21 protein-coding genes are annotated in these 21,699 nt (G+C 44.0%); 14 read left to right on the forward strand and 7 right to left on the reverse strand.

Going from position 1 to position 21,699, the window contains the following annotated elements:
- Window positions 1–2: 2 nt before the first annotated feature.
- The 4 genes from pstC to phoU are packed head-to-tail and all read left to right on the forward strand — an operon-like array spanning window position 3 to window position 3,235.
- Window positions 3–881: a phosphate ABC transporter permease subunit PstC gene (pstC, locus tag ACFQ3Q_RS11570; protein WP_380745996.1), complete on the forward strand. Its 879-nt coding sequence runs from the start codon at window positions 3–5 to the stop codon at window positions 879–881.
- Window positions 874–1,728, forward strand: coding sequence for a phosphate ABC transporter permease PstA (pstA, locus tag ACFQ3Q_RS11575; protein ID WP_380745998.1), 855 nt, complete (start codon window positions 874–876; stop codon window positions 1,726–1,728). Before pstC ends, pstA begins: the two co-directional genes overlap by 8 nt.
- A gap of 15 nt (window positions 1,729–1,743) precedes the next feature.
- Window positions 1,744–2,550, forward strand: a complete 807-nt coding sequence (pstB, locus tag ACFQ3Q_RS11580) for a phosphate ABC transporter ATP-binding protein PstB (RefSeq protein WP_380746000.1) — start codon at window positions 1,744–1,746, stop codon at window positions 2,548–2,550.
- A 10-nt stretch (window positions 2,551–2,560) separates the two neighbouring features.
- Complete coding sequence (gene phoU, locus ACFQ3Q_RS11585) at window positions 2,561–3,235, forward strand: phosphate signaling complex protein PhoU (RefSeq protein ID WP_380746002.1); 675 nt, start codon at window positions 2,561–2,563, stop codon at window positions 3,233–3,235.
- A gap of 122 nt (window positions 3,236–3,357) precedes the next feature.
- Here phoU and dnaK read toward each other — a convergent pair whose 3' ends face one another.
- Window positions 3,358–5,310 (reverse strand): molecular chaperone DnaK, encoded by a 1,953-nt coding sequence (dnaK, locus tag ACFQ3Q_RS11590; RefSeq protein ID WP_380746341.1) that lies wholly within the window; start codon window positions 5,308–5,310, stop codon window positions 3,358–3,360.
- A 168-nt stretch (window positions 5,311–5,478) separates the two neighbouring features.
- Between dnaK and ACFQ3Q_RS11595 the strand changes: the two genes are divergently transcribed.
- From ACFQ3Q_RS11595 to ACFQ3Q_RS11610, 4 genes are all read left to right on the forward strand, one after another.
- A complete protein-coding gene (locus tag ACFQ3Q_RS11595) occupies window positions 5,479–5,772 on the forward strand; it encodes a putative quinol monooxygenase (protein WP_380746004.1) in 294 nt (97 codons plus the stop codon).
- 166 nt (window positions 5,773–5,938) lie between these two features.
- Window positions 5,939–7,372 (forward strand): L-serine ammonia-lyase, encoded by a 1,434-nt coding sequence (locus ACFQ3Q_RS11600; protein WP_380746006.1) that lies wholly within the window; start codon window positions 5,939–5,941, stop codon window positions 7,370–7,372.
- 35 nt (window positions 7,373–7,407) lie between these two features.
- On the forward strand, window positions 7,408–8,085 hold the full coding sequence (locus ACFQ3Q_RS11605; protein WP_380746008.1) for a CPBP family intramembrane glutamic endopeptidase: 678 nt from the start codon (window positions 7,408–7,410) through the stop codon (window positions 8,083–8,085).
- Between the two features lie 74 nt (window positions 8,086–8,159).
- Window positions 8,160–9,164 (forward strand): alcohol dehydrogenase, encoded by a 1,005-nt coding sequence (locus tag ACFQ3Q_RS11610; protein ID WP_380746010.1) that lies wholly within the window; start codon window positions 8,160–8,162, stop codon window positions 9,162–9,164.
- Window positions 9,165–9,216: 52 nt separating this feature from the next.
- On the opposite strand, the gene ACFQ3Q_RS11615 is transcribed toward ACFQ3Q_RS11610, so the two are convergent.
- Complete coding sequence (locus tag ACFQ3Q_RS11615) at window positions 9,217–9,675, reverse strand: nuclear transport factor 2 family protein (RefSeq protein WP_380746012.1); 459 nt, start codon at window positions 9,673–9,675, stop codon at window positions 9,217–9,219.
- 65 nt (window positions 9,676–9,740) lie between these two features.
- Between ACFQ3Q_RS11615 and panB the strand changes: the two genes are divergently transcribed.
- Entirely contained in the window at window positions 9,741–10,559 is an 819-nt protein-coding gene (gene panB / locus ACFQ3Q_RS11620) for a 3-methyl-2-oxobutanoate hydroxymethyltransferase (RefSeq protein WP_380746014.1), read from the forward strand.
- Between the two features lie 77 nt (window positions 10,560–10,636).
- Complete coding sequence (locus tag ACFQ3Q_RS11625; protein WP_380746015.1) at window positions 10,637–11,338, forward strand: RluA family pseudouridine synthase; 702 nt, start codon at window positions 10,637–10,639, stop codon at window positions 11,336–11,338.
- Window positions 11,339–11,408: 70 nt separating this feature from the next.
- Here ACFQ3Q_RS11625 and ACFQ3Q_RS11630 read toward each other — a convergent pair whose 3' ends face one another.
- Window positions 11,409–12,968 carry a hypothetical protein gene (locus tag ACFQ3Q_RS11630; RefSeq protein WP_380746017.1) on the reverse strand — a complete coding sequence of 520 codons (1,560 nt, stop codon included), beginning with the start codon at window positions 12,966–12,968 and terminating at the stop codon, window positions 11,409–11,411.
- Window positions 12,969–13,115: 147 nt separating this feature from the next.
- On the opposite strand from ACFQ3Q_RS11630, the gene ACFQ3Q_RS11635 reads away from it, so the two are divergent.
- From ACFQ3Q_RS11635 to leuB, 4 genes are read left to right on the forward strand one after another with little or no spacing between them, the layout of a single operon-like run.
- A complete protein-coding gene (locus ACFQ3Q_RS11635) occupies window positions 13,116–14,288 on the forward strand; it encodes a 2-isopropylmalate synthase (protein WP_380746019.1) in 1,173 nt (390 codons plus the stop codon).
- A 6-nt stretch (window positions 14,289–14,294) separates the two neighbouring features.
- On the forward strand, window positions 14,295–15,677 hold the full coding sequence (gene leuC / locus ACFQ3Q_RS11640; RefSeq protein ID WP_380746021.1) for a 3-isopropylmalate dehydratase large subunit: 1,383 nt from the start codon (window positions 14,295–14,297) through the stop codon (window positions 15,675–15,677).
- Between the two features lies 1 nt (window position 15,678).
- Complete coding sequence (gene leuD / locus ACFQ3Q_RS11645; RefSeq protein WP_380746023.1) at window positions 15,679–16,296, forward strand: 3-isopropylmalate dehydratase small subunit; 618 nt, start codon at window positions 15,679–15,681, stop codon at window positions 16,294–16,296.
- A gap of 41 nt (window positions 16,297–16,337) precedes the next feature.
- Window positions 16,338–17,453 carry a 3-isopropylmalate dehydrogenase gene (gene leuB / locus ACFQ3Q_RS11650; RefSeq protein WP_380746025.1) on the forward strand — a complete coding sequence of 372 codons (1,116 nt, stop codon included), beginning with the start codon at window positions 16,338–16,340 and terminating at the stop codon, window positions 17,451–17,453.
- A gap of 63 nt (window positions 17,454–17,516) precedes the next feature.
- On the opposite strand, the gene argH is transcribed toward leuB, so the two are convergent.
- From argH to ACFQ3Q_RS11670, 4 genes are all read right to left on the reverse strand, one after another.
- Complete coding sequence (gene argH / locus ACFQ3Q_RS11655) at window positions 17,517–18,794, reverse strand: argininosuccinate lyase (RefSeq protein WP_380746027.1); 1,278 nt, start codon at window positions 18,792–18,794, stop codon at window positions 17,517–17,519.
- A gap of 41 nt (window positions 18,795–18,835) precedes the next feature.
- Window positions 18,836–19,903 carry a M20 family metallo-hydrolase gene (locus tag ACFQ3Q_RS11660; protein ID WP_380746029.1) on the reverse strand — a complete coding sequence of 356 codons (1,068 nt, stop codon included), beginning with the start codon at window positions 19,901–19,903 and terminating at the stop codon, window positions 18,836–18,838.
- Window positions 19,903–20,682 (reverse strand): acetylglutamate kinase, encoded by a 780-nt coding sequence (gene argB, locus ACFQ3Q_RS11665; protein WP_380746031.1) that lies wholly within the window; start codon window positions 20,680–20,682, stop codon window positions 19,903–19,905. The genes ACFQ3Q_RS11660 and argB overlap by 1 nt, the downstream gene beginning before the upstream one ends.
- 61 nt (window positions 20,683–20,743) lie before the next feature.
- Entirely contained in the window at window positions 20,744–21,685 is a 942-nt protein-coding gene (locus ACFQ3Q_RS11670; RefSeq protein WP_380746033.1) for an N-acetylornithine carbamoyltransferase, read from the reverse strand.
- Window positions 21,686–21,699 lie beyond the last annotated feature (14 nt).

Below are 21,699 nucleotides of genomic sequence, written 5' to 3' on the forward strand. Positions count from 1 at the left end.
TAATGCGAAAACTAAAAGAATTAGTAATTGAGCGACTCTTGCTGGCAAGCTCCTTAATTACTATTGCCGTTACCATAGGTATCATTTTAGTTTTGTCTATTGAAGCTGTAAATTTTTTCAGCGAGGTTTCCATTTTTGACTTCCTTACCGATACTCAATGGACTCCTTTATTCACCGACAAACATTTTGGTATCTTGGCTCTTTTATCGGGTACTTTGCTTACTTCGGTTATTGCAATTGCTTTTGCGGTACCGGTAGGATTATCCATAAGTATCTATTTAAGCGAATATGCGCCCAAGAGCTTCAGAAGGACCATCAAGCCATTACTAGAATTATTAGCAGCCGTACCTACTGTGGTTTACGGTTTTTTTGCGTTAATGGTGGTAACGCCCTTCTTACAGTCCATTTTTCCAGAAATTTCAAGTTTCAACTCCCTTTCAGCCGGTATCGTAATGGGGATAATGATTATTCCTTACATATCTTCCTTAAGTGAAGATGCCCTGCACGCGGTACCAAACTCTTTAAGGGAAGCAGCTTACGGAATGGGATCTACCAAACTTCAGAATTCTTTAAAAGTAATGGTTCCTGCAGCTTCATCAGGAATCGTGGTTTCCATAATCCTGGCTATTTCAAGGGCGATTGGAGAAACGATGATCGTGGCCATAGCAGCGGGACAACAACCGAGATTTACATTTGACCCTACCGTTCCGGTAGAGACCATAACGGCTTATATCGTACAGGTAAGCCTGGGAGATGTACAGCACGATTCCCTGGAATATAAGACTATTTTTGCGGCGGGGATCACCCTGTTCATATTTACATTCCTTTTGAACACCTTGAGTTACAGAATCAGAAAAAAATTCCAGGAGAAATATGAATAATATCAGAAAAAACAGACTCAAAGATCAGGCCTTCAAATACTGGGGAGTTACCTGTACCCTTTTAGGACTGGTACTATTGGCTATTTTTATCGGGAATATCCTGATAGATGGAGTTATGAGGATAGACTGGGATTTTATAACCAATCTGCCGTCAAGAAAAGCCGAAAAATCAGGAATCTTCACTGCTCTAATGGGAAGTATCTGGGTACTGGTTTTAACCACTATCATCGCCCTTCCTGTTGGGATTGCAGCTGCGATCTATCTCGAAGAGTACAATAAGAAGAACAAGCTTTCTACGATACTTGAAGTAAATATTTCCAATCTTGCCGGGGTACCATCGGTTATCTATGGTCTTTTGGGGCTTGAAGTATTTGTACGTATTATGGAAATGGGATCGAGTGTACTGGCAGGTAGTTTTACCCTTGCCCTGCTGATCCTGCCAATTGTGATCGTTTCTACCCGAGAAGCTTTGAAAGCTGTTCCAAAATCGGTTAGAGATGCCTCTTTTGCGATGGGAGCCTCTAAATGGCAAACCGTGTACCACCAGTTATTACCGGCCTCTTTTGGAGGTATTTTAACAGGGGTGATCCTTGCCCTTTCCAGAGCCGTTGGGGAAACCGCTCCGCTAATTGTTATCGGAGCTTTGGCCTATGTGCCTTTTGCGCCCACTTCTACTATGGATGAGTTCTCGGTATTGCCTATACAGATCTTTAACTGGATCACCAGGCCACAGCACGGTTTCGTGGAAAATGCTGCGGCAGCCATCATTATATTATTGTTGATTACCTTTGTAATGAACGGAATTGCTGTTTACTTCAGAAATAAATGGCAGAAAAAGTTTAAATAGCACAAGTGTTATACTATGATCAAAAAGAAAAAAAAGAAGGAAAGCGTTATAGACAGCAGCCTTCAACGAAAATATAAACTTCAGGCCAAGAATGTAAAAGTATGGTATGGCGATTTTCTCGCCATTAAAGGGGTTAGTATGGATATTAAACCCAACAAGGTTACCGCTTTTATTGGCCCTTCAGGATGTGGTAAATCTACGTTCCTGAGGTTGTTCAACCGAATGAATGACTATGTTGACAGCTTCAGAATGGAAGGTGAGATCAATATTGACGGAGAGAATATTTACGATAAGGATATAAACGTAGAATTACTGAGAAAGCAGGTGGGAATGGTATTTCAAAAACCTAACCCTTTCCCTAAATCTATCTACGAAAATGTTGCGTACGGTCTGAAAATACAGGGAATCAAAGACAAGAGCTTTCTAAAGGAGCGTGTTGAAGAGTCTTTGAAGCAGGTTGGACTATGGAATGAAGTTGAAGACGATCTTAACAAATCGGCTCTTGCTCTCTCCGGAGGTCAGCAGCAAAGGCTTTGTATAGCCCGCGCCCTGGCTGTGGAACCCTCCATTATTTTAATGGATGAACCTACTTCTGCCCTGGACCCTATCTCAACTGCCAAGATAGAAGACCTTATCTATCAGTTAAAAGAAAAGTATACTATCGTGATCGTTACCCACAATATGCAGCAGGCAAGTCGAGTAAGTGACAGTACTGCCTTCTTCTATATGGGAGATCTCATAGAGTTTGACAAGACTAATAAACTATTTACCCACCCGGAAAAAGAACAAACCGAGAATTATATCACCGGTCGTTTCGGATAAACCTTCAACTATGATAAATTTAGATGAACACAGGGATTTGTTAAAACAGCACGGAATGGAGATGTTCGATCTCTGCCGTAAACAGCTAAAAAAATCCAGGGAAGCATTTCTTAATCACGATAATGACCTTGCTGAAGAAGTTCTTCACGCCGAAAACCGGGTCAATAGTCTTGACCTAAGGATTGACAGAGACTGCGAACGTTTTATTGCCTTACATAATCCGGTTGCAGTAGACCTCAGGTTTGTATTGGCGTTAAGAAAGATCAATTTCGATCTTGAAAGGGTTGGTGATCACGCTTATGGAATTTCTAAATATATCGTGGAAGTAGACACCCCTGTAGATCACAAATTACTGGATAACCTGCGTTTCCAGGAAATGTACGATTCTGCCCTTTCTATGCTGGATGATATTCAGGTGGCCTTTAAAAATGAAGACGCCTCAAAAGCAAGAAAGGTATTCAAGAAAGATAAGCTACTTAATAAGATCAACCTGAACTCTTTCAACGTGATCTCTGAAGAGGTAAAGAAAAATCCTGAATTGATCGATCAGTACCTTTTACTATTCTCTGTAATTAAAAAGATAGAGCGCGTGGGGGATTTGATCACCAATATTGCTGAAGAGATCATTTTCTATATGGAAGCTGAAGTATTGAAACACAGCAGAAAGAAAGGTCCTAAGAAATAGGTAAAGGAATCTTTATTTCATACAAAAAGCCTGGCTGTTCAGCCAGGCTTTTTTTTGATGTTTTGACATCAAAAAAAGCGCAGTAAATACCGCGCTTTTTTGCAATTATATGGATTCAAAGATTACTTCACTTCTTCGAAGTCTACATCTTCTACATCATCTCCACTTTTGGTGTCTCCACCTTCAGCAGCTCCACCCTGAGCTCCGGTTGCACCTTGCTGTGCTCCTGCTCCGCCCTGAGCTTCCTGTTGTGCTTTATACATCTCTTCTGAAGCTGTTTTCCAGGCTTCATTGATCTTGTCTAAAGCAGGCTGAATGGTTTCAACTTCCTTAGTTTCGTAAGCCTTCTTAAGCTCTTCCAATGCATCTTCGATTGGCTTTTTCTTCTCATCAGAAAGTTTATCACCAAATTCTTTCAATTGCTTTTCAGTCTGGAAGATCATTGCATCAGCTTCGTTAAGCTTATCAACTTTCTCTTTCGCTTGCTTATCAGATTCAGCATTTGCTTCAGCCTCTTTCTTCATTTTTTCGATTTCCTCTTCTGTCAATCCTGAAGAAGCTTCGATACGAATATCCTGAGACTTACCGGTTGCTTTATCTGTAGCGCTTACTTTAATGATACCGTTGGCATCAATATCGAAAGTCACTTCAATTTGAGGAGTTCCTCTTGGCGCTGGTGGAATTCCGTCTAAGTGGAATCTACCAATTGTCTTGTTGTCTGCCGCCATTGGACGCTCTCCCTGAAGTACGTGGATCTCAACCGATGGCTGATTATCTGCTGCAGTAGAGAAAGTTTGTGACTTCTTGGTTGGGATCGTGGTATTGGCCTCGATAAGTTTAGTGTTCACTCCTCCCATAGTTTCAATACCTAAAGAAAGTGGAGTAACATCAAGAAGCAATACATCTTTCACGTCTCCTGTAAGTACACCACCCTGGATAGCTGCACCAATCGCCACAACCTCATCCGGGTTCACTCCTTTAGAAGGTTTCTTTCCGAAGAACGCTTCTACTTCTTCCTGGATCTTAGGAATACGGGTTGAACCACCAACAAGGATTACCTCATCGATATCGCTTTTGGATAGCCCTGCATCTTTTAATGCTTTTTGAACCGGGTCCATAGATCTCTTCACAAGATCGTGAGCCAATTGCTCAAATTTAGATCTGGTAAGGGTCTCTACAAGGTGTTTAGGTCCGCTTGCAGTAGCGGTTACATATGGCAAGTTTACTTCGGTTTGAGAAGAAGAAGAAAGCTCGATCTTCGCTTTCTCTGCAGCTTCTTTTAAACGCTGAAGTGCCATAGGATCTTTTCTAAGATCAATATCTTCTGCTTTTTGGAAGGTATCTGCAAGGTAATCTATGATCACCTCATCAAAGTCGTCACCACCAAGGTGAGTATCACCGTTAGTAGACAATACTTCAAATACACCGTCTCCCAGTTCAAGGATAGAGATATCAAATGTACCACCACCAAGGTCATACACAGCGATCTTCTGATCCTGAGATTTTTTGTCCAGTCCGTAAGCAAGTGCTGCTGCGGTTGGCTCGTTAATGATACGGCTTACCTTAAGTCCTGCGATCTCACCGGCTTCTTTTGTAGCCTGACGCTGAGAGTCATTAAAGTATGCAGGAACGGTAATCACCGCTTCGGTTACATCCTGTCCAAGATAATCTTCTGCGGTCTTCTTCATCTTCTGAAGTACCATAGCAGAAAGTTCCTGCGGAGTATACTTTCTTCCGTCTACATCTACACGAGGAGTATCGTTATCTCCTTTTACCACTTTATAAGGTACTCTTCCTGCTTCTTTTTCAGACTCAGAATATTTGTTCCCCATAAAACGCTTGATAGACGAAATGGTCTTTTGAGGATTGGTCACCGCCTGACGCTTGGCCGGATCCCCAACTTTTATCTCGCCGCCTTCAACAAATGCAATTACAGAAGGCGTAGTTCTTTTTCCTTCGGCGTTAGGTATCACCGTTGGTTCGTTACCTTCCATTACGGCAACGCACGAGTTGGTAGTACCTAAGTCAATTCCAATTATTTTACTCATAACTTTATACGTTGATTTTTGTGTTATTTTTTCAATGTTTCACCCGTTTAAAGTCAATCATTGTGCCATCAGAAAAGTTATGACAGGTTGTCATAATGCCTGAAGCTCTCCCCTGCAAAGCTTTAACAATAAATTACCACCACCAAATCGTCACTTTCCTTAACTTATATGTGTTAATTTTTAAACTGATTTGAGATGATTAAGAAAGGATTACTGGCCACCGTTGTTGCCAAAGAAGGAAAGGAAAAAGAAGTGGAAACTTTTTTAGAAAATGCCGTGGAAATGGCTAAAAAAGAGGATAAGACCATACACTGGTTCGCCTTTAAAATGGATGCTGAAACCTTCGGAATATTTGACACCTTTGAAGGAGAAGAGGGTCAGAAAGCCCATCTTAACGGAGAGATCGCAAAAAAATTAATGGAGAGTGCCAAAGATCTTTTGCGCGCCACGCCAAATATTTCTAAGATAGACATTCTGGCTGCCAAATAAACCAAATTGGCTTCCATTACAGACGAATGGCTCTCCCACTATTTCTCATCTTTTCATTGCTATCCAAACTTTCTTCCACCTGCATACGGAATTGTTTATTATTTTTTCATTTTTTTCTCTGCAGCGCTAACAAATCATTATTTTTGCCCTCAAATAGTACTCTGAAATGCGAAAAATAGAATGTATCAGTGTTTTTGATATGTTGAAAGTTGGAGTTGGACCTTCCAGCTCCCACACTCTTGGACCCTGGCGCGCCGCCCAGCGTTGGATTGGCGAACTAAAGGCTAAAGGCACTTTTGACCAGGTAGAGAGTATCCATATAGATCTTTACGGCTCTTTATCTCTTACCGGTAAAGGTCACGCGACAGATATCGCCACACTGCTCGGCCTTTGCGGGCACGATCCGGTGACTATGGATATCAGCCTTATAGAATCTGAAATTCAAAACATCAGAGATAATAAGGTCTTACCTCTTAATGCTGAAAAAAATATCAGCTTCAGTATGGATACCGATGTAAAGTTCAACCGCAAATTCCTCGAATTTCATCCTAACGGAATGACCTTCAGGGCTAAACTTTCCAACGGTAAAAAAACCGCTTCTTCTTTCTATTCCATAGGCGGCGGATTTGTTGTGAAGAAGGAAAGAAAGAATGCCAAAAAGAAGATGCAGACTTTTGAGGATTTTCCCTTTCCAATCGAAAAGGCCACCGAACTTTTGGCATATTGCAAAGCCGAAAACAAGACTATTTCAGAAATCGTACTGGAAAATGAAAAATCACTTCGCAGTGAAGCCGATATCGATGCAGGCCTGAAACAGATCTGGCAGGTAATGCTGGAATCTATGTTCACCGGCTGCCACACCGAAGGGACTCTTCCCGGAGGGCTTAATGTGAAACGCCGTGCCTTCGAGATGCACCAGCGCCTTATTGGGGAAGAAAAATATAATTCTCCGGAAGAATGGATCACAGCCATAAGAAATACCGAGGTGAAGTTCCGCCAGATCCTGAAATGGGTGAGCTGCTTTGCACTTAGCGTGAATGAGGTGAATGCTTCCCTTGGCCGCGTGGTTACGGCTCCTACCAACGGGAGTGCGGGAACTGTTCCGGCTGTGATGATGTATTATATGGTGATAGAAAATCACGATGCGACCTTTGAGGACCTGAAGCGTTTTATGCTTGTGGCAGGTGAAATTGGCAGTCTCTTTAAAAAAGGAGCTACCATCTCTGCCGCTATGGGCGGTTGTCAGGCCGAAATCGGGGTGTCTTCAGCTATGGCTGCCGGTGGCCTTACCGAACTGCTTGGAGGTACTCCCGAACAGGTGCTTATGGCCAGTGAGATCGCAATGGAGCACCACCTTGGCCTTACCTGCGATCCCATTGCCGGACTTGTGCAGGTGCCCTGTATAGAAAGGAATGCGATGGGAGCCATAAAAGCCATTAACGCTGCTGAAATTGCACTGGAAAGCGATGCCACCAGAGCTAAGGTCCCTTTAGATAAGGTTATCGAGACCATGTGGGATACCGCAAAGGATATGAACTCCAAGTATAAGGAAACTTCAGAAGGCGGACTCGCAGTGAAGGTGAGCCTGAGCGATTGTTAGAAATATTGCTTTTATTTGCTCTATAAACCGGGGCAATGCCAGAAACAGATCTACTTTTCAAACTGAAGAACCTCTTCCGTAATTACGGAATGTTGCTGGCCTGTTATTTTATATTCTTTCTCTTCCTGGGATTCCTGAACGCGATTTTCCCGGAATTCGATTTTGATAAATATGAGCAAAGCGGGCTCTTCAAACTGATGGATGAAAACCCGTTGAAATTTGCTTTAATGGCTGTGGTCTTCGCCCCTATTGTAGAAGAAGGGGTTTTTAGAAGTCTTATTCGTCCTTCCCATAACGAATTGATCTTTTTTCTCTGCTGTCTCCTGGCTTTATCAGGAATGTACATTTTACCCACCCAGGGCCACTGGCTCCTGAAATTTGCAGTTATACTCCTTGGCTCCGTTATAATATTTATTTTCCTGAAATCCTTTTTGCCGGAAGAACTTATCGCGAAGCTGAGACACTTCTTATACAGGCACACTACAACGGTCTGGTTGCTTACCTCCTTCCTGTTCGGGCTTGTACACATAGGAAATTATGTGGAAGCATTCGAGATCAACCTGCTCTTAATACTTCTTATATTCCCGCGAATTTTGGCAGGTTATTTCTTCGGAAAGCTAAAGCTGGAAAATCATAGCCTCCTATGGCCTATCCTGATGCACGCTCTTAACAATGGCATTATTATGCTTTTTATGCTTCCCCGGTTTCTGTAACCTTATTTAACAAAGCCTTATAAAGGCTTAACTTCTTGTTTTTGTAAATTCAGGATCACCAAAAAAATTGAATTATGAAAGCAGTACAAGTACAGGAAAAAGGAGGCGACTTTGTTGTGGTAGACATCGAAAAACCTTCTCCAAAAGAAAATGAAGTTCTAATTAAGATCGAAGCCTGCGGAATTTGTCACAGTGACGATTTCGTGAAGCAGGGAGCCTTCCCGGGTATCGAATACCCACGTGTTCCAGGCCACGAAGTGGTGGGGATTGTTGAAGAGGTTGGTTCCCGGGTAAATAAATGGAAAAAAGGTCAGCGTGTGGGTGTAGGCTGGCACGGCGGGCATTGCTTTGAATGCGAACCCTGCCGCCGCGGAGATTTTATCAGTTGTGAGAATGCCAAGATAAGCGGGATCTCCTATGACGGTGGTTACGCCGAATTTATGACCGCCCCACAGGAAGCTATCGCCACTGTTCCCGAAGATCTTTCTTCAGCCGATGCAGCCCCGTTACTATGTGCAGGGATCACCGTTTTTAATGCCTTAAGAAATTCAGGAATAACAGCCGGAGACACCGTAGCCGTTCAGGGAATAGGTGGTCTTGGTCACCTTGCCATTCAGTATGCCGCAAAAATGGGAATGCGTACCGTTGCCATTTCCACCAGTGACGATAAAAAAGACCTGGCCAAAGAACTTGGGGCACATCATTTTATAAATGCAAAAAATTCAGATGCTGCTGAAGAGCTTCAAAAGCTGGGTGGAGTAAAACTAATTCTTGCCACTGCCCCTAACAGCGATGCCATAACTTCCGTGGTAGACGGATTAGGAGTTGATGGGAAGTTACTGATGGTGGCCGCCACGGGCGAGCCTATTGAAGTTTCTCCTTTGCAACTGCTTATGGGAAGAAAATCGGCTGCAGGATGGCCAAGCGGTACCGCGATGGATTCTGAAGACACCCTTAATTTCAGTGCGATGACGGGAACCAAGCCAATGATAGAAGAATATCCGTTGGATAAGGTGAATGAAGCCTTTGACCGGATGATGAACAACAAAGCCCGTTTCAGGGTGGTTCTGAAACCATAAGGAATAAAAAATGGGGAGCAAATTGCTCCCCTTTCTATTTCTGTATTTCAGATTATTCACAGCCTGTAAGCTCCCGGGTATCCACCAGGTAGATCAGCTTCCAGTCCTTATCTTCTTTATATAACTGGAACGAATTCACGCCGCAGTGACTTATTTTTTCGTTTACATAAAGTGTATACGGGGTAAGCACATTCGCCATCTTTCCGTTCACCAGAATTTCATAATCATGTAGTTCCTCTTTAAAAGATATCGTATCAGGGATCTTAGCAAGGGATTCCAGGAATTTCCCATAAGTCTCGGTAATGAGTTTGGTCTCCCCTTCCTTATTGGTGAAAATTGACTGTAGTTTGATGCCCGGATCGGCTAAATTCCGTAGGGCCAAAGTGTCCTGCGCGTGAAGGGCTACGAAGAAATCATCGACCAGTTTTTTTGCGCTCTTCTCTTCTTCTGAAGACTGCGCGTAAGTAGCCGTAGCCGCTAAAATGATGAATAGGGTAAACAGTTTTTTCATAAATGTTCATATTTTGATTGTGGCCGACTAATTTACTACTTTTACTCAAATTTAAAATTCGACCGATGTCTGTTGCAAAAAAGGAATACAAAAGGATTACCACCAAATCTTTGGTAGATATGAAAGCCAATGGAGAAAAGATCGCGATGCTCACCGCATACGACTACTCTATGGCAAAAATTGTTGACGGGGCCGGAATAGATGTGATCCTGGTTGGGGATTCGGCAAGTAACGTAATGGCAGGTCACGAGACCACTTTGCCTATCACCCTGGACCAAATGATATATCACGCGACAAGTGTGGTTAGGGCAATAGACCGTTCCCTGGTCGTGGTGGACCTTCCTTTCGGAAGCTACCAGAGTGACCCGAAAGAAGCTTTGAGATCTGCTATTAGAATTATGAAAGAAAGCGGCGCCCACGCCGTAAAACTTGAAGGTGGAAAAGAGATAAAAGAATCTACTAAAAGAATTCTTCACGCCGGGATACCGGTAATGGGACATCTTGGCCTTACCCCGCAGTCCATCTATAAATTCGGAACCTATACGGTAAGAGCGAAGGAAGAAGAGGAAGCCGAAAAGCTGAAATCTGATGCCAAGCTACTGCAGAAATTAGGCTGCTTTGCGATCGTGCTTGAAAAAGTACCTGCAAAACTAGCCAAGGAAGTAGCCGAAAGTCTTACCATTCCCGTAATTGGGATAGGTGCCGGAAACGGAGTAGACGGGCAGGTTCTGGTGATCCACGATATGCTGGGAATGACCCACGAATTCAACCCTAGGTTCTTAAGACGCTACGCCGATCTTCACTCTGAGATGACCAAGGCTTTCCAGAACTACAGAGATGATGTTAAAAGCCAGGACTTCCCTTCCGAAAATGAACAGTATTAAGTAAATTATACTTCAGAATCCAAACCAGGAAAGCGGGATGAAATTCCGCTTTTTCTGTATTTGTTAAAACCCGAACCTTGAGTAACGAAAAGACTTTCTCGAACAAATCCAATCTTCAGGTCCTTCACGAAGATAACCACCTCATCATAGTGAACAAGCGGCCCGGAGATATCGTACAGGGTGACAAGACCGGTGACAAACCGCTCAGCGAGGTGGTGAAATCCTATCTCAAGGAAAAGTATAACAAACCCGGGAATGTATACCTTGGCGTCGTACACCGGCTTGACAGGCCTACCAGTGGGATCGTGGTTTTCGCAAAAACTTCAAAAGCCCTGCCCCGTCTTAATAAGCTCTTTCAGAAAAAAGAAGCTCAGAAGACCTACTGGGCGATCGTAAAGAATGAACCTCCAAAAACTCAGGATACGCTAATTCACTTTCTGAAAAGAAATCCGAAGCAGAATAAATCCTATGCCCATATCAAGGAAGTTCCTGATAGCAAAAAAGCGATCCTTGATTACAAAGTGATCAAAAAGCTGAACAATTATTACCTGCTGGAGGTGAATTTACATACCGGCAGGCACCACCAGATCAGGAGCCAGCTTTCAGCAATAGGCTGTCCCATTAAAGGCGACCTTAAATATGGATTTGACCGAAGTAATAAAGACGCCAGTATACACTTGCACGCAAGAGAACTTTGGTTTATACATCCGGTAAAAAAAGAACCTGTTCACGTGATCGCTCCGCCACCGGACGAGGTTTTGTGGAATGCTGCCCTCTAGTTTTCAAATTTGAAAAGTTTCTATCCTTTTTTAGCTGATATAAGAAAAAACATTATGCTGCATATCAGTTTTAGTGTCTTGCCCGGCTTAGATTTTTCCCGTTCACCTTTTCGGCAATGATATCGGCCACGGGTCTGTTTTCGATCTTGCTTTCCAGCCAGGAGATGATATCAAGATATAAGAAAGCCCTGCGCTCATACGGATGATCTTCATATTGTTTTAAGGTGGCGTGCAGCTTTTTAAATTCAGACTTTATCTCCAGTGGAGAAACATCGGGTAAATGCCTTAAGAATTTGATCATTTCCTTTTGCACTTCGTGCAGATCGTTCATCCTGATAAGGAATTTGTAAGTAGACTTGATGAGTCGCTCCAGGTGATAATCCAGTCCGGCCTCGTAATGTGCCACCAGGTTCAGGATCCTTGAAAAACACATCAGGTCTTCCCGCATCTCAAGAGACTTATTATTGATGATCTTCTTAAGGAATTCTATACATTTCTTATTATTCCCGTCCCCAAAATACAGCGAAGCGATCTTGTAATAGAATACCATAATGTGGTGTTCGTCTATCCTCGACTTGTACTTTTTGATCTTCTTCTGTATCTTTTCCACCAGCGGCTCCCCGTTCGCAAAGTCTCCCTTCATAAATCTTAAATTCAGCTTATTAGAATAGAGGTATAAAAAGGCCAGGGATTTTATATTATCGTCATCAGGAATCTTGGGGTCCTTCAGGGTACTTTCAAAATTCTTCAGCGTCTGCTCGAAAAGCTCCGTATGATTAAGATAGAACAAGGATTCCAACAGATAATGATTCCCTTTGATATAAGAGACCGGGTGCACCGATACCAAATGCCGGTTTTCATTGAAAAGGTCTATCCATTTCATAGAATACTTATAACAGGACAGGAAGTCCTGGGTAATGAAACTGTACCAGAGACTGGCTTTATAAAGCCAAAGCTTTTCCCGGAATCCCAGCTCGTTGAATTTATATTCTGGCAGGCTTTCCCTGAAATAGTTCCTTATGGAGTTTGCCTCCTCCTCTGTCCTGGCATATCCCATTTTCAGGAAAATACCGTATAACTGAAGGGAAAGATTGGAGAGTTTGCTGGAGATCACACTAAGTTTAGTGAGTTCTTCAGTCTCTTTTATAAGCGTTTCAGCCCGGTTATTGATACTGCGGGTGATGTACTGAGATTCTATGATCTTCTCCAGTTCCAGGATCTCATAAGCAATCGTCTTTTCTTCATACTGCAGTGCTAAAGCCTTTATTTTATCGAGCAACTTCAGGCTTTGTTTATACAGGCCTTTTCTGTAGAGAATATATGCGAAATCAAGCTGCTCCCTTATTTGCACGGGAACGCCCTGGTGAGCGGGGTTCAACCTGAGGCTGATAAGGATTTGCTTGTATAGATGTGCCTTTACATTAGAAAGTTGCTGTTTGGTAATATTGGTATTCTTAAGAATGAATTGTTCATCATACTTTTTCTGCTTCGAGATGACCTTGAAAAGGTTCAGGAATTTACTGTCTGTGTTTACCCCAATCCTTCCAACATACAAGGAGAACTGTCTCTTTTCGGAAGGGGAAAGTGACTTTATAAGAGAAAATAGGTTATCGGTTAAATCATTGGTCATTGTAACAGACTTATTTATAAATAACTGTTTTACAGTGTTTTACATTTCTTTTTCAGCATTCAATTATCGTAAGACACCGCATCTTACTTTCTGTAAGGCTTAGTAATTACAATACTTTAGTTAAAGATAAAGTAAAATAAATCTCTTATGAGCACAGACAAGGTAGAAATTTTTGACACGACATTACGAGACGGAGAACAGGTACCGGGCTGCAAGCTTGACACCCGGCAAAAATTAAAAATTGCTGCCCGACTGGATGCACTGGGAGTAGATGTGATCGAAGCCGGATTCCCGGTATCGAGCCCCGGTGATTTCAGATCGGTTTCCGAAATATCGCAACTGGTTAAAAATGCCGCAGTTTGCGGCCTCACCCGAGCTGTGAAAAAAGATATAGAAGTTGCCGCTGAAGCGCTTAAATATGCTAAAAAACCGAGAATACATACCGGGATTGGCACTTCAGATCCTCATATTAAACATAAGTTCAACTCCACCCGTGAAGAGATCATTAAAAGAGCTGTAGATGCAGTCTCCTATGCCAGAAAATTTGTGGGAGACGTGGAGTTCTATGCTGAAGATGCGGGAAGAACAGACAATGAGTTCCTTGCACGAGTCTGCACCGAAGTCGTCAAGGCCGGGGCAACGGTATTGAATATTCCGGACACCACCGGCTATTGCCTTCCGGATGAATATGGAGAAAAAATAAAGTATTTAAAGGATAATGTGAAGGATATCGACAAAGTGCGAATCTCCTGCCATTGTCATAACGACCTTGGAATGGCCACTGCCAATGCCATTGCAGGGGTGGTGAACGGAGCAAGACAAATAGAATGCACCATTAACGGAATTGGAGAACGTGCCGGGAATACTGCTTTGGAAGAAGTGGTGATGATCTTAAGGCAGCACCCGAGACTTCAGTTAAATACCGACATCAACCCTCAGTTACTTTTCGATACCAGCGCGATGGTTTCCCGCGAAATGGGAATGCTGGTACAGCCAAACAAAGCCATTGTGGGAGCGAATGCTTTTGCGCACAGTTCCGGTATCCACCAGGACGGGGTGATCAAAAACCGTGAAACCTACGAGATCATAGATCCTGCAGATGTGGGCGTGACAGAGTCGGCTATCGTCTTAACCGCAAGAAGCGGAAGAGCAGCCCTTGCGTATAAGGCGAAGAAAATGGGATATGAATTGACAAAACTTCAGCTTGATACCGTTTATGCCGAATTCCTGAATTATGCCGATGCCAGAAGATGTGTTGAAGACAACGACATCCACGAAATAATGGAATTATCACAAAGAAAAATAAGAGCTACGGCTTAATTGTATATGAAAAAGACCTTATTTGATAAAATATGGGACGCGCACGTCGTGGAATCGATTCCCGACGGGCCCGATATCCTGTATATCGATAAACATCTTATTCACGAGGTAACCAGTCCGCAGGCCTTTAATGAGCTGAAGGAAAGGGATATTCCGGTTTTCAGGCCGGAGCAGATCGTTGCCACAGCCGATCACAATACCCCCACCCAGGACCAGCATTTACCGGTGAAAGACCTGCTTTCGCGTAAACAGCTGAAGGAGCTCACCCAAAATTGCGAAGAGAACAATATCACGCTTTTCGGGTTGGGCCATCCCTATAATGGGATCGTGCACGTGATGGCTCCGGAACTGGGTATAACCCAACCGGGAATGACCATTGTTTGCGGTGACAGCCATACCTCCACCCACGGAGCTTTCGGAACTATCGCTTTCGGGATAGGCACCAGCCAGGTATCCCAGGTTTTCGCGAGCCAGTGCTTATTGGTGGAAAAGCCTAAGAAGCTTAGGGTGAACGTAAACGGTAAGCTGAAAAAAGGAGTACTTCCCAAGGATGTGATCCTTTATATCATCAGCAAACTGGGTACCAATTCGGGCACAGGCTATTTTTGCGAATATGCGGGAAATGTTTTTGAAGAGATGTCTATGGAAGGCCGGATGACGGTCTGCAATATGAGCATTGAAATGGGCGCTCGTGGCGGACTTATAGCTCCCGATGAAACTACTGCCGAATATGTAAAAGGCAGAGAATTTGCTCCGCAGGGAGAGGAATTTGACAGGCTGAAATCCTATTGGGAAACCTTAAAGACCGATGAGGATGCCGAATTTGATCAGGAGTATTCTTTTGATGCCGAAGACATCGAACCAATGATCACCTATGGTACCAACCCCGGAATGGGGATCAAGATCACGGGATCTATCCCTGCCGAAGGTGGAAAAAGCGATGCCAAGGCACTTGCTTATATGGGCTTCAAGCCCGGGGAAAGTTTGCTTGAGAAACCTATCAACTGGATCTTTATAGGCAGCTGTACCAATTCAAGGATCGAAGACTTCCGCGAAGCGGCAAATTATATCAGGGGTAAGAAAAAAGCCGATAATGTGAATGCGCTTATCGTCCCCGGCTCAAGGCAGGTGGCAGCCCAGATCAAAGCCGAAGGCCTGCAAAGCATCTTTGAAGAAGCTGGATTCACCCTTCGCCAACCCGGATGTTCCGCCTGTCTGGCAATGAATGATGACAAGATCCCGGCGGGAGAATATTGTGTATCTACCAGCAACAGGAATTTTGAAGGAAGACAGGGCCAGGGATCAAGGACTATCCTGGCAAGCCCTTTAACCGCTGCAGCCACGGCCGTAGCAGGAAAATTAACCGATTTTACAAAAAGTCTCAATTAAAATGGAAAAATTCAAGACCCTAACAGATAGAGCAGTCCCTTTAGATGCGGAGAATGTGGATACCGACCAGATCATCCCTGCCCGCTTCCTGAAGGCCACAGACAAGGCAGGTTTCGGGGAGAATCTTTTCCGGGACTGGCGCTTTGATAAGAATGATAATCCGGATCCGGAATTCGTTTTAAACAAGGAAGAATATAAAGGCTCCATTCTGGTTGCCGGGAATAACTTTGGTTGTGGTTCCAGCAGGGAACACGCGGCCTGGGCCATCAAAGCCTACGGGTTCAAAGTTGTGGTATCCAGTTATTTCGCCGATATCTTTAAAGGAAATGCGCTTAATAACGGCCTGCTTCCGGTACAGGTAAGCCCTGAATTCCTTGAAAAACTATTTACAGAGATCAACAAAGATCCTTCGGTAAATATAAAAGTAGACCTGGAATCTCAAAAAATTGAAGTCCCTGGTAAAGGGATTTCCGAAGATTTCGAAATAGATCCCTACAAGAAAACCTGCCTGATCAACGGGTTCGACGATATCGACTTCCTGGTAAGCAAACTGGACGTGATCAAAAAATTTGAAGAAAAAAGAGCCGGAACCACACAGCCGGCAGTAGAAATGCAATAAAAAAATGGGGTCTTCAGAGACCCTCCCTAAAACATAAGAAGATGAAGTTAAAAATAGCAATATTACCCGGAGACGGGATAGGTCCCGAGATCACACAGCAATCGGTGAAGGTGTTAAAAGCAGTAGCAGACAGATTTGACCACCAATTCGAATTTGAAGAAGCCTTAGTAGGAGCGGCTGCGATAGATTTATTAGAAAACCCGCTACCTGATGCTACGCTGGAATTATGTGAAAAATCCGATGCTGTGTTATTCGGGGCGATTGGAGATCCCAAGTACGACAATAATCCGGAAGCAAAAGTGCGCCCGGAACAGGGACTGTTGAAGCTGCGAAAAGAACTTGGCCTTTTTGCCAATATCAGGCCCGTGAAAGCATTCGACAAATTAATAGATCAATCGCCTTTACGCCCAGAAAGGATACAGGGTGCAGATATGGTGATCTACAGAGAGCTAACCGGAGGTATTTATTTTGGTGATAAAAGCACCGCCGAAGACGGGCAGAGTGCGACCGATGTTTGTACCTATTCAGTAGAAGAGATCGAAAGAATGGCTCATCTGGCCTTTAAAGCAGCGCAGCAAAGATCAAAGAAATTAACTTTGGTAGATAAGGCCAATGTGCTTGAGACTTCAAGGCTTTGGAGAAAAACGGTAACAGCCCTGGCTGAAAAATATCCCGATGTAAAACTGGATTTCCTGTATGTTGATAATGCCGCGATGCAGATGATCCTGGATCCCAAACAGTTTGATGTGATCCTTACCGAAAATATGTTCGGCGATATTTTGTCTGATGAAGCCAGCGTTATTGGCGGAAGCATCGGCCTTCTGGCTTCGGCCTCTGTAGGTGATAAAAATGCCCTGTTCGAGCCTATTCACGGGTCATATCCGCAGGCGGCCCATAAGGGAATTGCGAATCCGTTAGCTTCGGTCCTCTCGGCAGCAATGCTTTTGGATCATTTTGACCTGACCGAAGAAGCCGAGGCGATTCGCCACGCGGTGGAAGTAAGCATTCAGCTGAATGTCTGCACACAGGACATCAATAAAGACAACCATTATTCTACCGAAAAAGTAGGCGATTTCCTTGAAAGCCTCATCAGCGAAGTAGATAATATCAATATAAATAATGAGAACCTGAACTTAGGACAGATGACCATTATTTAAACTTTCTTCATTTATGTTTTGGCCTCCCGACTTACTGTGTGGTTTGCGGGAGGTTTTTTTGTTTTAGCTTTTCTGAATTTTATTCCTGATCTCCTCCAAAGCCAGGTTATCCTTGCTGCCCGTATGAGTATGCTTTTTGGATCCTGAAGGACTATAGGTGTCATTCTGCACCTGCTCCCCTATTTCCTTATAGGCATCCCTGAAGGATCTGCCCTGCATCACCAGGTCATTGATACTGTCTACAGTAAAAAGGTATTTGTACTTTTCATCATTAAGATCTACATCTTTCACATTGATGGAAGCGATAGAATGAATAAATATGTCCAGGATCTCCTTAATATTCTCCACCGCATAAATGCTGTTCTCCTTGATCAGCTGAAAATCCCTGTGATATCCGCTTGGCAGGTTATTGGTGATCAGGATCATCTCATTTGATATCGCCTGAAGTTTATTGCATTTCCCCCTGATGAGTTCAAAAACATCAGGATTCTTCTTATGCGGCATAATGCTCGAGCCCGTTGTAAGTTCATCGGGAAAGCTGATAAAATCAAAATTCTGGCTCATATACAGGCAAACATCCATCGCGAACCTGGAGAGCGTATTCGCCAGCGAAGCTATATTGGAAGTCACCGTTCTTTCGCATTTCCCGCGGCTCATCTGGGCGGCTACCACATTATACTTCATCGTGGAAAAGCCCAGCTCTCCGGTCGTGAACTCTCTGTCTATGGGAAAGGAGGAGCCATATCCCGCAGCAGAGCCAAGTGGGTTCTGGTCTACGATCTTTAGCCCGGCATCAAGCAAATAAAGATCATCGATCAGCAATTCGGCATAAGCGGAAAACCAGAGACCGAATGAGGACGGCATCGCCACCTGTAAATGCGTATACCCCGGAAGTAATTTTTCCTTATGTTCCTCTGCAAGCTTTAAAAGCACCCCGATCAGGTCTTCGGTCTTGTTATGAATCTCCTTCAGGTTTTCCTTGAAATACAGCTGCATCGCCACCAGCACCTGGTCGTTCCTGGAACGGGCAGTATGTATCTTCTTACCGGTCTCCCCCAGAGCCCTGGTGAGTTCATATTCGATCTTGGAATGAACGTCTTCAAATTCCTCTTCAATTTGAAACTGCCCATTTTCCAGCTGCTCCTGCAGTTTAGCCAGTTCCTTTAAAACAGCATCCATTTCCTGCTGATCCATTATTCCCACTTTCCCCAGCATCCTTGCGTGCGCCTTGGAAGCAGTAAGGTCATATTCGGCCAGGTACATGTCCAGTTCCCTGTCATTTCCCACGGTGAATTTTTCTATCTTTTTGTCTATTGAAATACCTTTATCCCAGAGTTTCATCCTAATATGTTTTTCTTCAGGCCTGTTATGCCCTGAATCGTTTAATTAAGTGCTTTTTCAAGCAGTTTGATATATTTTTCAATTCCTTCTTCAATCTCCTTTACATAAATGAATTCATCAGCCGAATGTGACCTTTTGGAATCCCCGGGCCCAAGTTTGAGCGAAGGGCATTTCAGCATCGCCTGGTCTGACAAGGTTGGCGAGCCGTAGGTTTTCATCCCCAGTTCCATTCCTGCTATTACCAGTTCGTGGTCTTTTGGAATTGAAGATGAATTGAGTCTTAAGGAACGTGCCTTAATCTCATCTACCGGGGCTTTTTTCTGAAGAATTTCATCGATTTCGGCATTGCTGTATTTGTCATTTACCCGCACATCTATCACAAGGTCTACCTTTGCAGGCACCACATTATGCTGGGTTCCGGCATTGATCTGGGTAACCGTTAACTTCACCTCTCCCAAGGTTTCAGATTTCTTTTCAAATCGAAATTTCTCCAACCATTCCAGGACCTTTGCGGTTTTATAGATGGCATTGTCATTATTTGGATGTGCCGCATGTGACGGAGTGCCCTTAACCACAGCGTCAAAAACAATAAGTCCTTTTTCGGCAATGGCAAGATCCATTAAAGTAGGTTCCCCAACAATGGCCACATCAATTTTAGGCATTACCGGCAACAGGCTCGTAATTCCGTTCTTCCCGTTGGTCTCTTCTTCCGCCGAACCTGCAAAGATCAGGTTATACTTCAGATCTTCAGCTTCATAGAACCAGGTGAAGGTGGCCAGCAGGGATACCAGGCATCCCCCGGCATCATTACTGCCCAGCCCATACAACCTGCCATCTTCAACGGTAGCCTCATAAGGCTTCCGGCTATAGCCGTCGTTAGGCTCTACCGTATCGTGATGTGAATTCAGCAACAACGTGGGTTTCGCCTTATCGTAATGTTTGTTGGTAGCCCAGACATTGTTCAAGTGCCTGTAAAAAGGAATATCCTTCTCCCTGAACCAGTTTTCCAGCAAACTCGCTGTCTTGTCCTCCATTCCTGAAAAAGATTCGGTCTCAATGAGTTTCTTCAACAGCTCCAGGGCTTCATTTTGTAATTCTGAGATCTGCATTATTTAATGATTTTTGTGTGAAGTGTATTTCTGTTCAACAAACCGGAATCTCCAAGGTATATTCGTTCCACCCCCTTTTCCAGTGCTTCAAAACAGTTCTGCAGTTTTGGAAGCATTCCCTCGCTAATGATCTTTTTCTCCAGCAGCTCCTGATATTTTGCTCCGTCAATATTCTCAATCACCGAACTATCATCTTCGGGATCCTGAAGAACTCCTTTTTTCTCAAAGCAGTAATAGAGTTCGGGCTCAAATTTAGCGCTCAGGGCCCGGGCGATCTCCGAAGCCACCGAATCGGCATTGGTATTAAACAACTGCCCGTCCTCACTATAGGAAATTGCAGAAAACACGGGAACCAGCTCATCTTCAAGAAGCCCTGAAATAAAAGCCTCATCAACTTTCACAATATCGCCCACATAGCCATAATCCACTTCCCTGACGGGGCGTTTTTTAGAAACTATGCTCTTACCGTCGGCGCCGCAAAGTCCAATGGCATTGCAGTTAAGGGCCTGTAACTTCGCTACAATATTTTTATTGATCAGCCCGCCATATACCATTGTGATCACCTGCATTGCATTAGCATCGGTTATCCTGCGGCCGTCCAGCATTTTAGTCTCGTATCCAAGTTTCCCGGACATCTCTGTGGCCATCTTTCCGCCCCCGTGAACAAGGACCTTAGGTCCCTGCATCAAGGCGAAATCCTTCAGAAAAGGCAAAAGCTTTGCTTCATTTTCTATAAGCTTACCTCCTATTTTAACGATCTTTACTACCTGTTTTTTCATTCTTCTGTGTCACCTTGAGCGAAGCCGGGATATGGCTGAACCCCAACCTGATCAATACCCTTTAGTTTTCTAATATTCTCTTTAAGACCGCCTGTGCAGCGAAGGTCCTGTTTCCTGCCTGGCGAATCACCACCGAATTTTCACCATCCAGCACCTCATCGGCGATCACCACATTCCTTCTCACCGGAAGGCAATGCATCACTTTCGCATTGTTGGAAGGCTTCAGCTTTTCATTGGTCAGCGTCCATTCCCTGTCAGTTTTCAAAACTTTTCCATATTGCTCGTAACTGCTCCAGTTCTTTACATACACAAAATCGGCATTCTTCAATGCTTCTTCCTGGTTATGAATAACCGGTGTATCTCCCGTGATTTTTGGATTCAGATCATAGCCCTCCGGATTGGCAATTACCAGCTCAACCTCCATTTTACGCATCACCTCCACAAAAGAATTAGGCACTGACTGTGGCAGGGCCTTTGGATGAGGAGCCCAGGTCAGGACCACTTTCGGCCTTTTACTGGTCTTCAGTTCTGAAATGGTAATAGCATCGGTGAGCGCCTGCAAAGGATGGCCCGTTGCACTTTCAAGATTGATCACCGGCACCGAAGCGTACTTCTTAAAACTGTTCAGTACGATCTCCGATTCGTCGGTCTCCTTATCCTCCAATGCCGGAAATGCCCTCACTGCAATAACATCGCAGTACTGGGAAAGCACCGCAGCAGCTTCCTTAATATGTTCCGCTTTATTTGAATCCATAACGGCTCCGTCTTCAAATTCCAGGGCCCAGCCGTCCTTATCGGCATTCATCACCAGCACTTCCATCCCCAGCAACTTCGCAGCCTTTTCGGTGCTCAGCCGGGTACGCAGACTCGGATTAAAAAACAGCATCCCAAGAGTTTTGGATTTTCCGGCAGCAGAAGCCGTGTTTTCCTTTTTCAGCTGAAGGGCTTCCTGGATAAGTTCCTCTAAATTTTCAATATCAGATAAGGTCGTGTAATGTTTCATTCTTTCAATTTCTT

The sequence above is a fragment of the Salegentibacter chungangensis genome (assembly GCF_042678405.1).
Lineage (GTDB): Bacteria > Bacteroidota > Bacteroidia > Flavobacteriales > Flavobacteriaceae > Salegentibacter_A > Salegentibacter_A chungangensis.

Excerpts from the sequence above, each read along its gene's own strand:
- pstA (WP_380745998.1), top strand. The coding sequence starts at position 874 with ATGAATAATATCAGAAAAAACAGACTCAAAGATCAGGCCTTCAAATAC.
- ACFQ3Q_RS11660 (WP_380746029.1), bottom strand. The coding sequence starts at position 19,903 with ATGCAGATCTCAGAATTACAAAATGAAGCCCTGGAGCTGTTGAAGAAA.
- ACFQ3Q_RS11670 (WP_380746033.1), bottom strand. The coding sequence starts at position 21,685 with ATGAAACATTACACGACCTTATCTGATATTGAAAATTTAGAGGAACTT.
- ACFQ3Q_RS11605 (WP_380746008.1), top strand. The coding sequence starts at position 7,408 with ATGCCAGAAACAGATCTACTTTTCAAACTGAAGAACCTCTTCCGTAAT.
- leuD (WP_380746023.1), top strand. The coding sequence starts at position 15,679 with ATGGAAAAATTCAAGACCCTAACAGATAGAGCAGTCCCTTTAGATGCG.
- ACFQ3Q_RS11615 (WP_380746012.1), bottom strand. The coding sequence starts at position 9,675 with ATGAAAAAACTGTTTACCCTATTCATCATTTTAGCGGCTACGGCTACT.
- argH (WP_380746027.1), bottom strand. The coding sequence starts at position 18,794 with ATGAAACTCTGGGATAAAGGTATTTCAATAGACAAAAAGATAGAAAAA.
- pstC (WP_380745996.1), top strand. The coding sequence starts at position 3 with ATGCGAAAACTAAAAGAATTAGTAATTGAGCGACTCTTGCTGGCAAGC.
- panB (WP_380746014.1), top strand. The coding sequence starts at position 9,741 with ATGTCTGTTGCAAAAAAGGAATACAAAAGGATTACCACCAAATCTTTG.
- ACFQ3Q_RS11600 (WP_380746006.1), top strand. The coding sequence starts at position 5,939 with ATGCGAAAAATAGAATGTATCAGTGTTTTTGATATGTTGAAAGTTGGA.
- phoU (WP_380746002.1), top strand. The coding sequence starts at position 2,561 with ATGATAAATTTAGATGAACACAGGGATTTGTTAAAACAGCACGGAATG.
- pstB (WP_380746000.1), top strand. The coding sequence starts at position 1,744 with ATGATCAAAAAGAAAAAAAAGAAGGAAAGCGTTATAGACAGCAGCCTT.
- leuC (WP_380746021.1), top strand. The coding sequence starts at position 14,295 with ATGAAAAAGACCTTATTTGATAAAATATGGGACGCGCACGTCGTGGAA.
- ACFQ3Q_RS11635 (WP_380746019.1), top strand. The coding sequence starts at position 13,116 with ATGAGCACAGACAAGGTAGAAATTTTTGACACGACATTACGAGACGGA.
- ACFQ3Q_RS11610 (WP_380746010.1), top strand. The coding sequence starts at position 8,160 with ATGAAAGCAGTACAAGTACAGGAAAAAGGAGGCGACTTTGTTGTGGTA.
- ACFQ3Q_RS11630 (WP_380746017.1), bottom strand. The coding sequence starts at position 12,968 with ATGACCAATGATTTAACCGATAACCTATTTTCTCTTATAAAGTCACTT.
- leuB (WP_380746025.1), top strand. The coding sequence starts at position 16,338 with ATGAAGTTAAAAATAGCAATATTACCCGGAGACGGGATAGGTCCCGAG.
- ACFQ3Q_RS11595 (WP_380746004.1), top strand. The coding sequence starts at position 5,479 with ATGATTAAGAAAGGATTACTGGCCACCGTTGTTGCCAAAGAAGGAAAG.
- argB (WP_380746031.1), bottom strand. The coding sequence starts at position 20,682 with ATGAAAAAACAGGTAGTAAAGATCGTTAAAATAGGAGGTAAGCTTATA.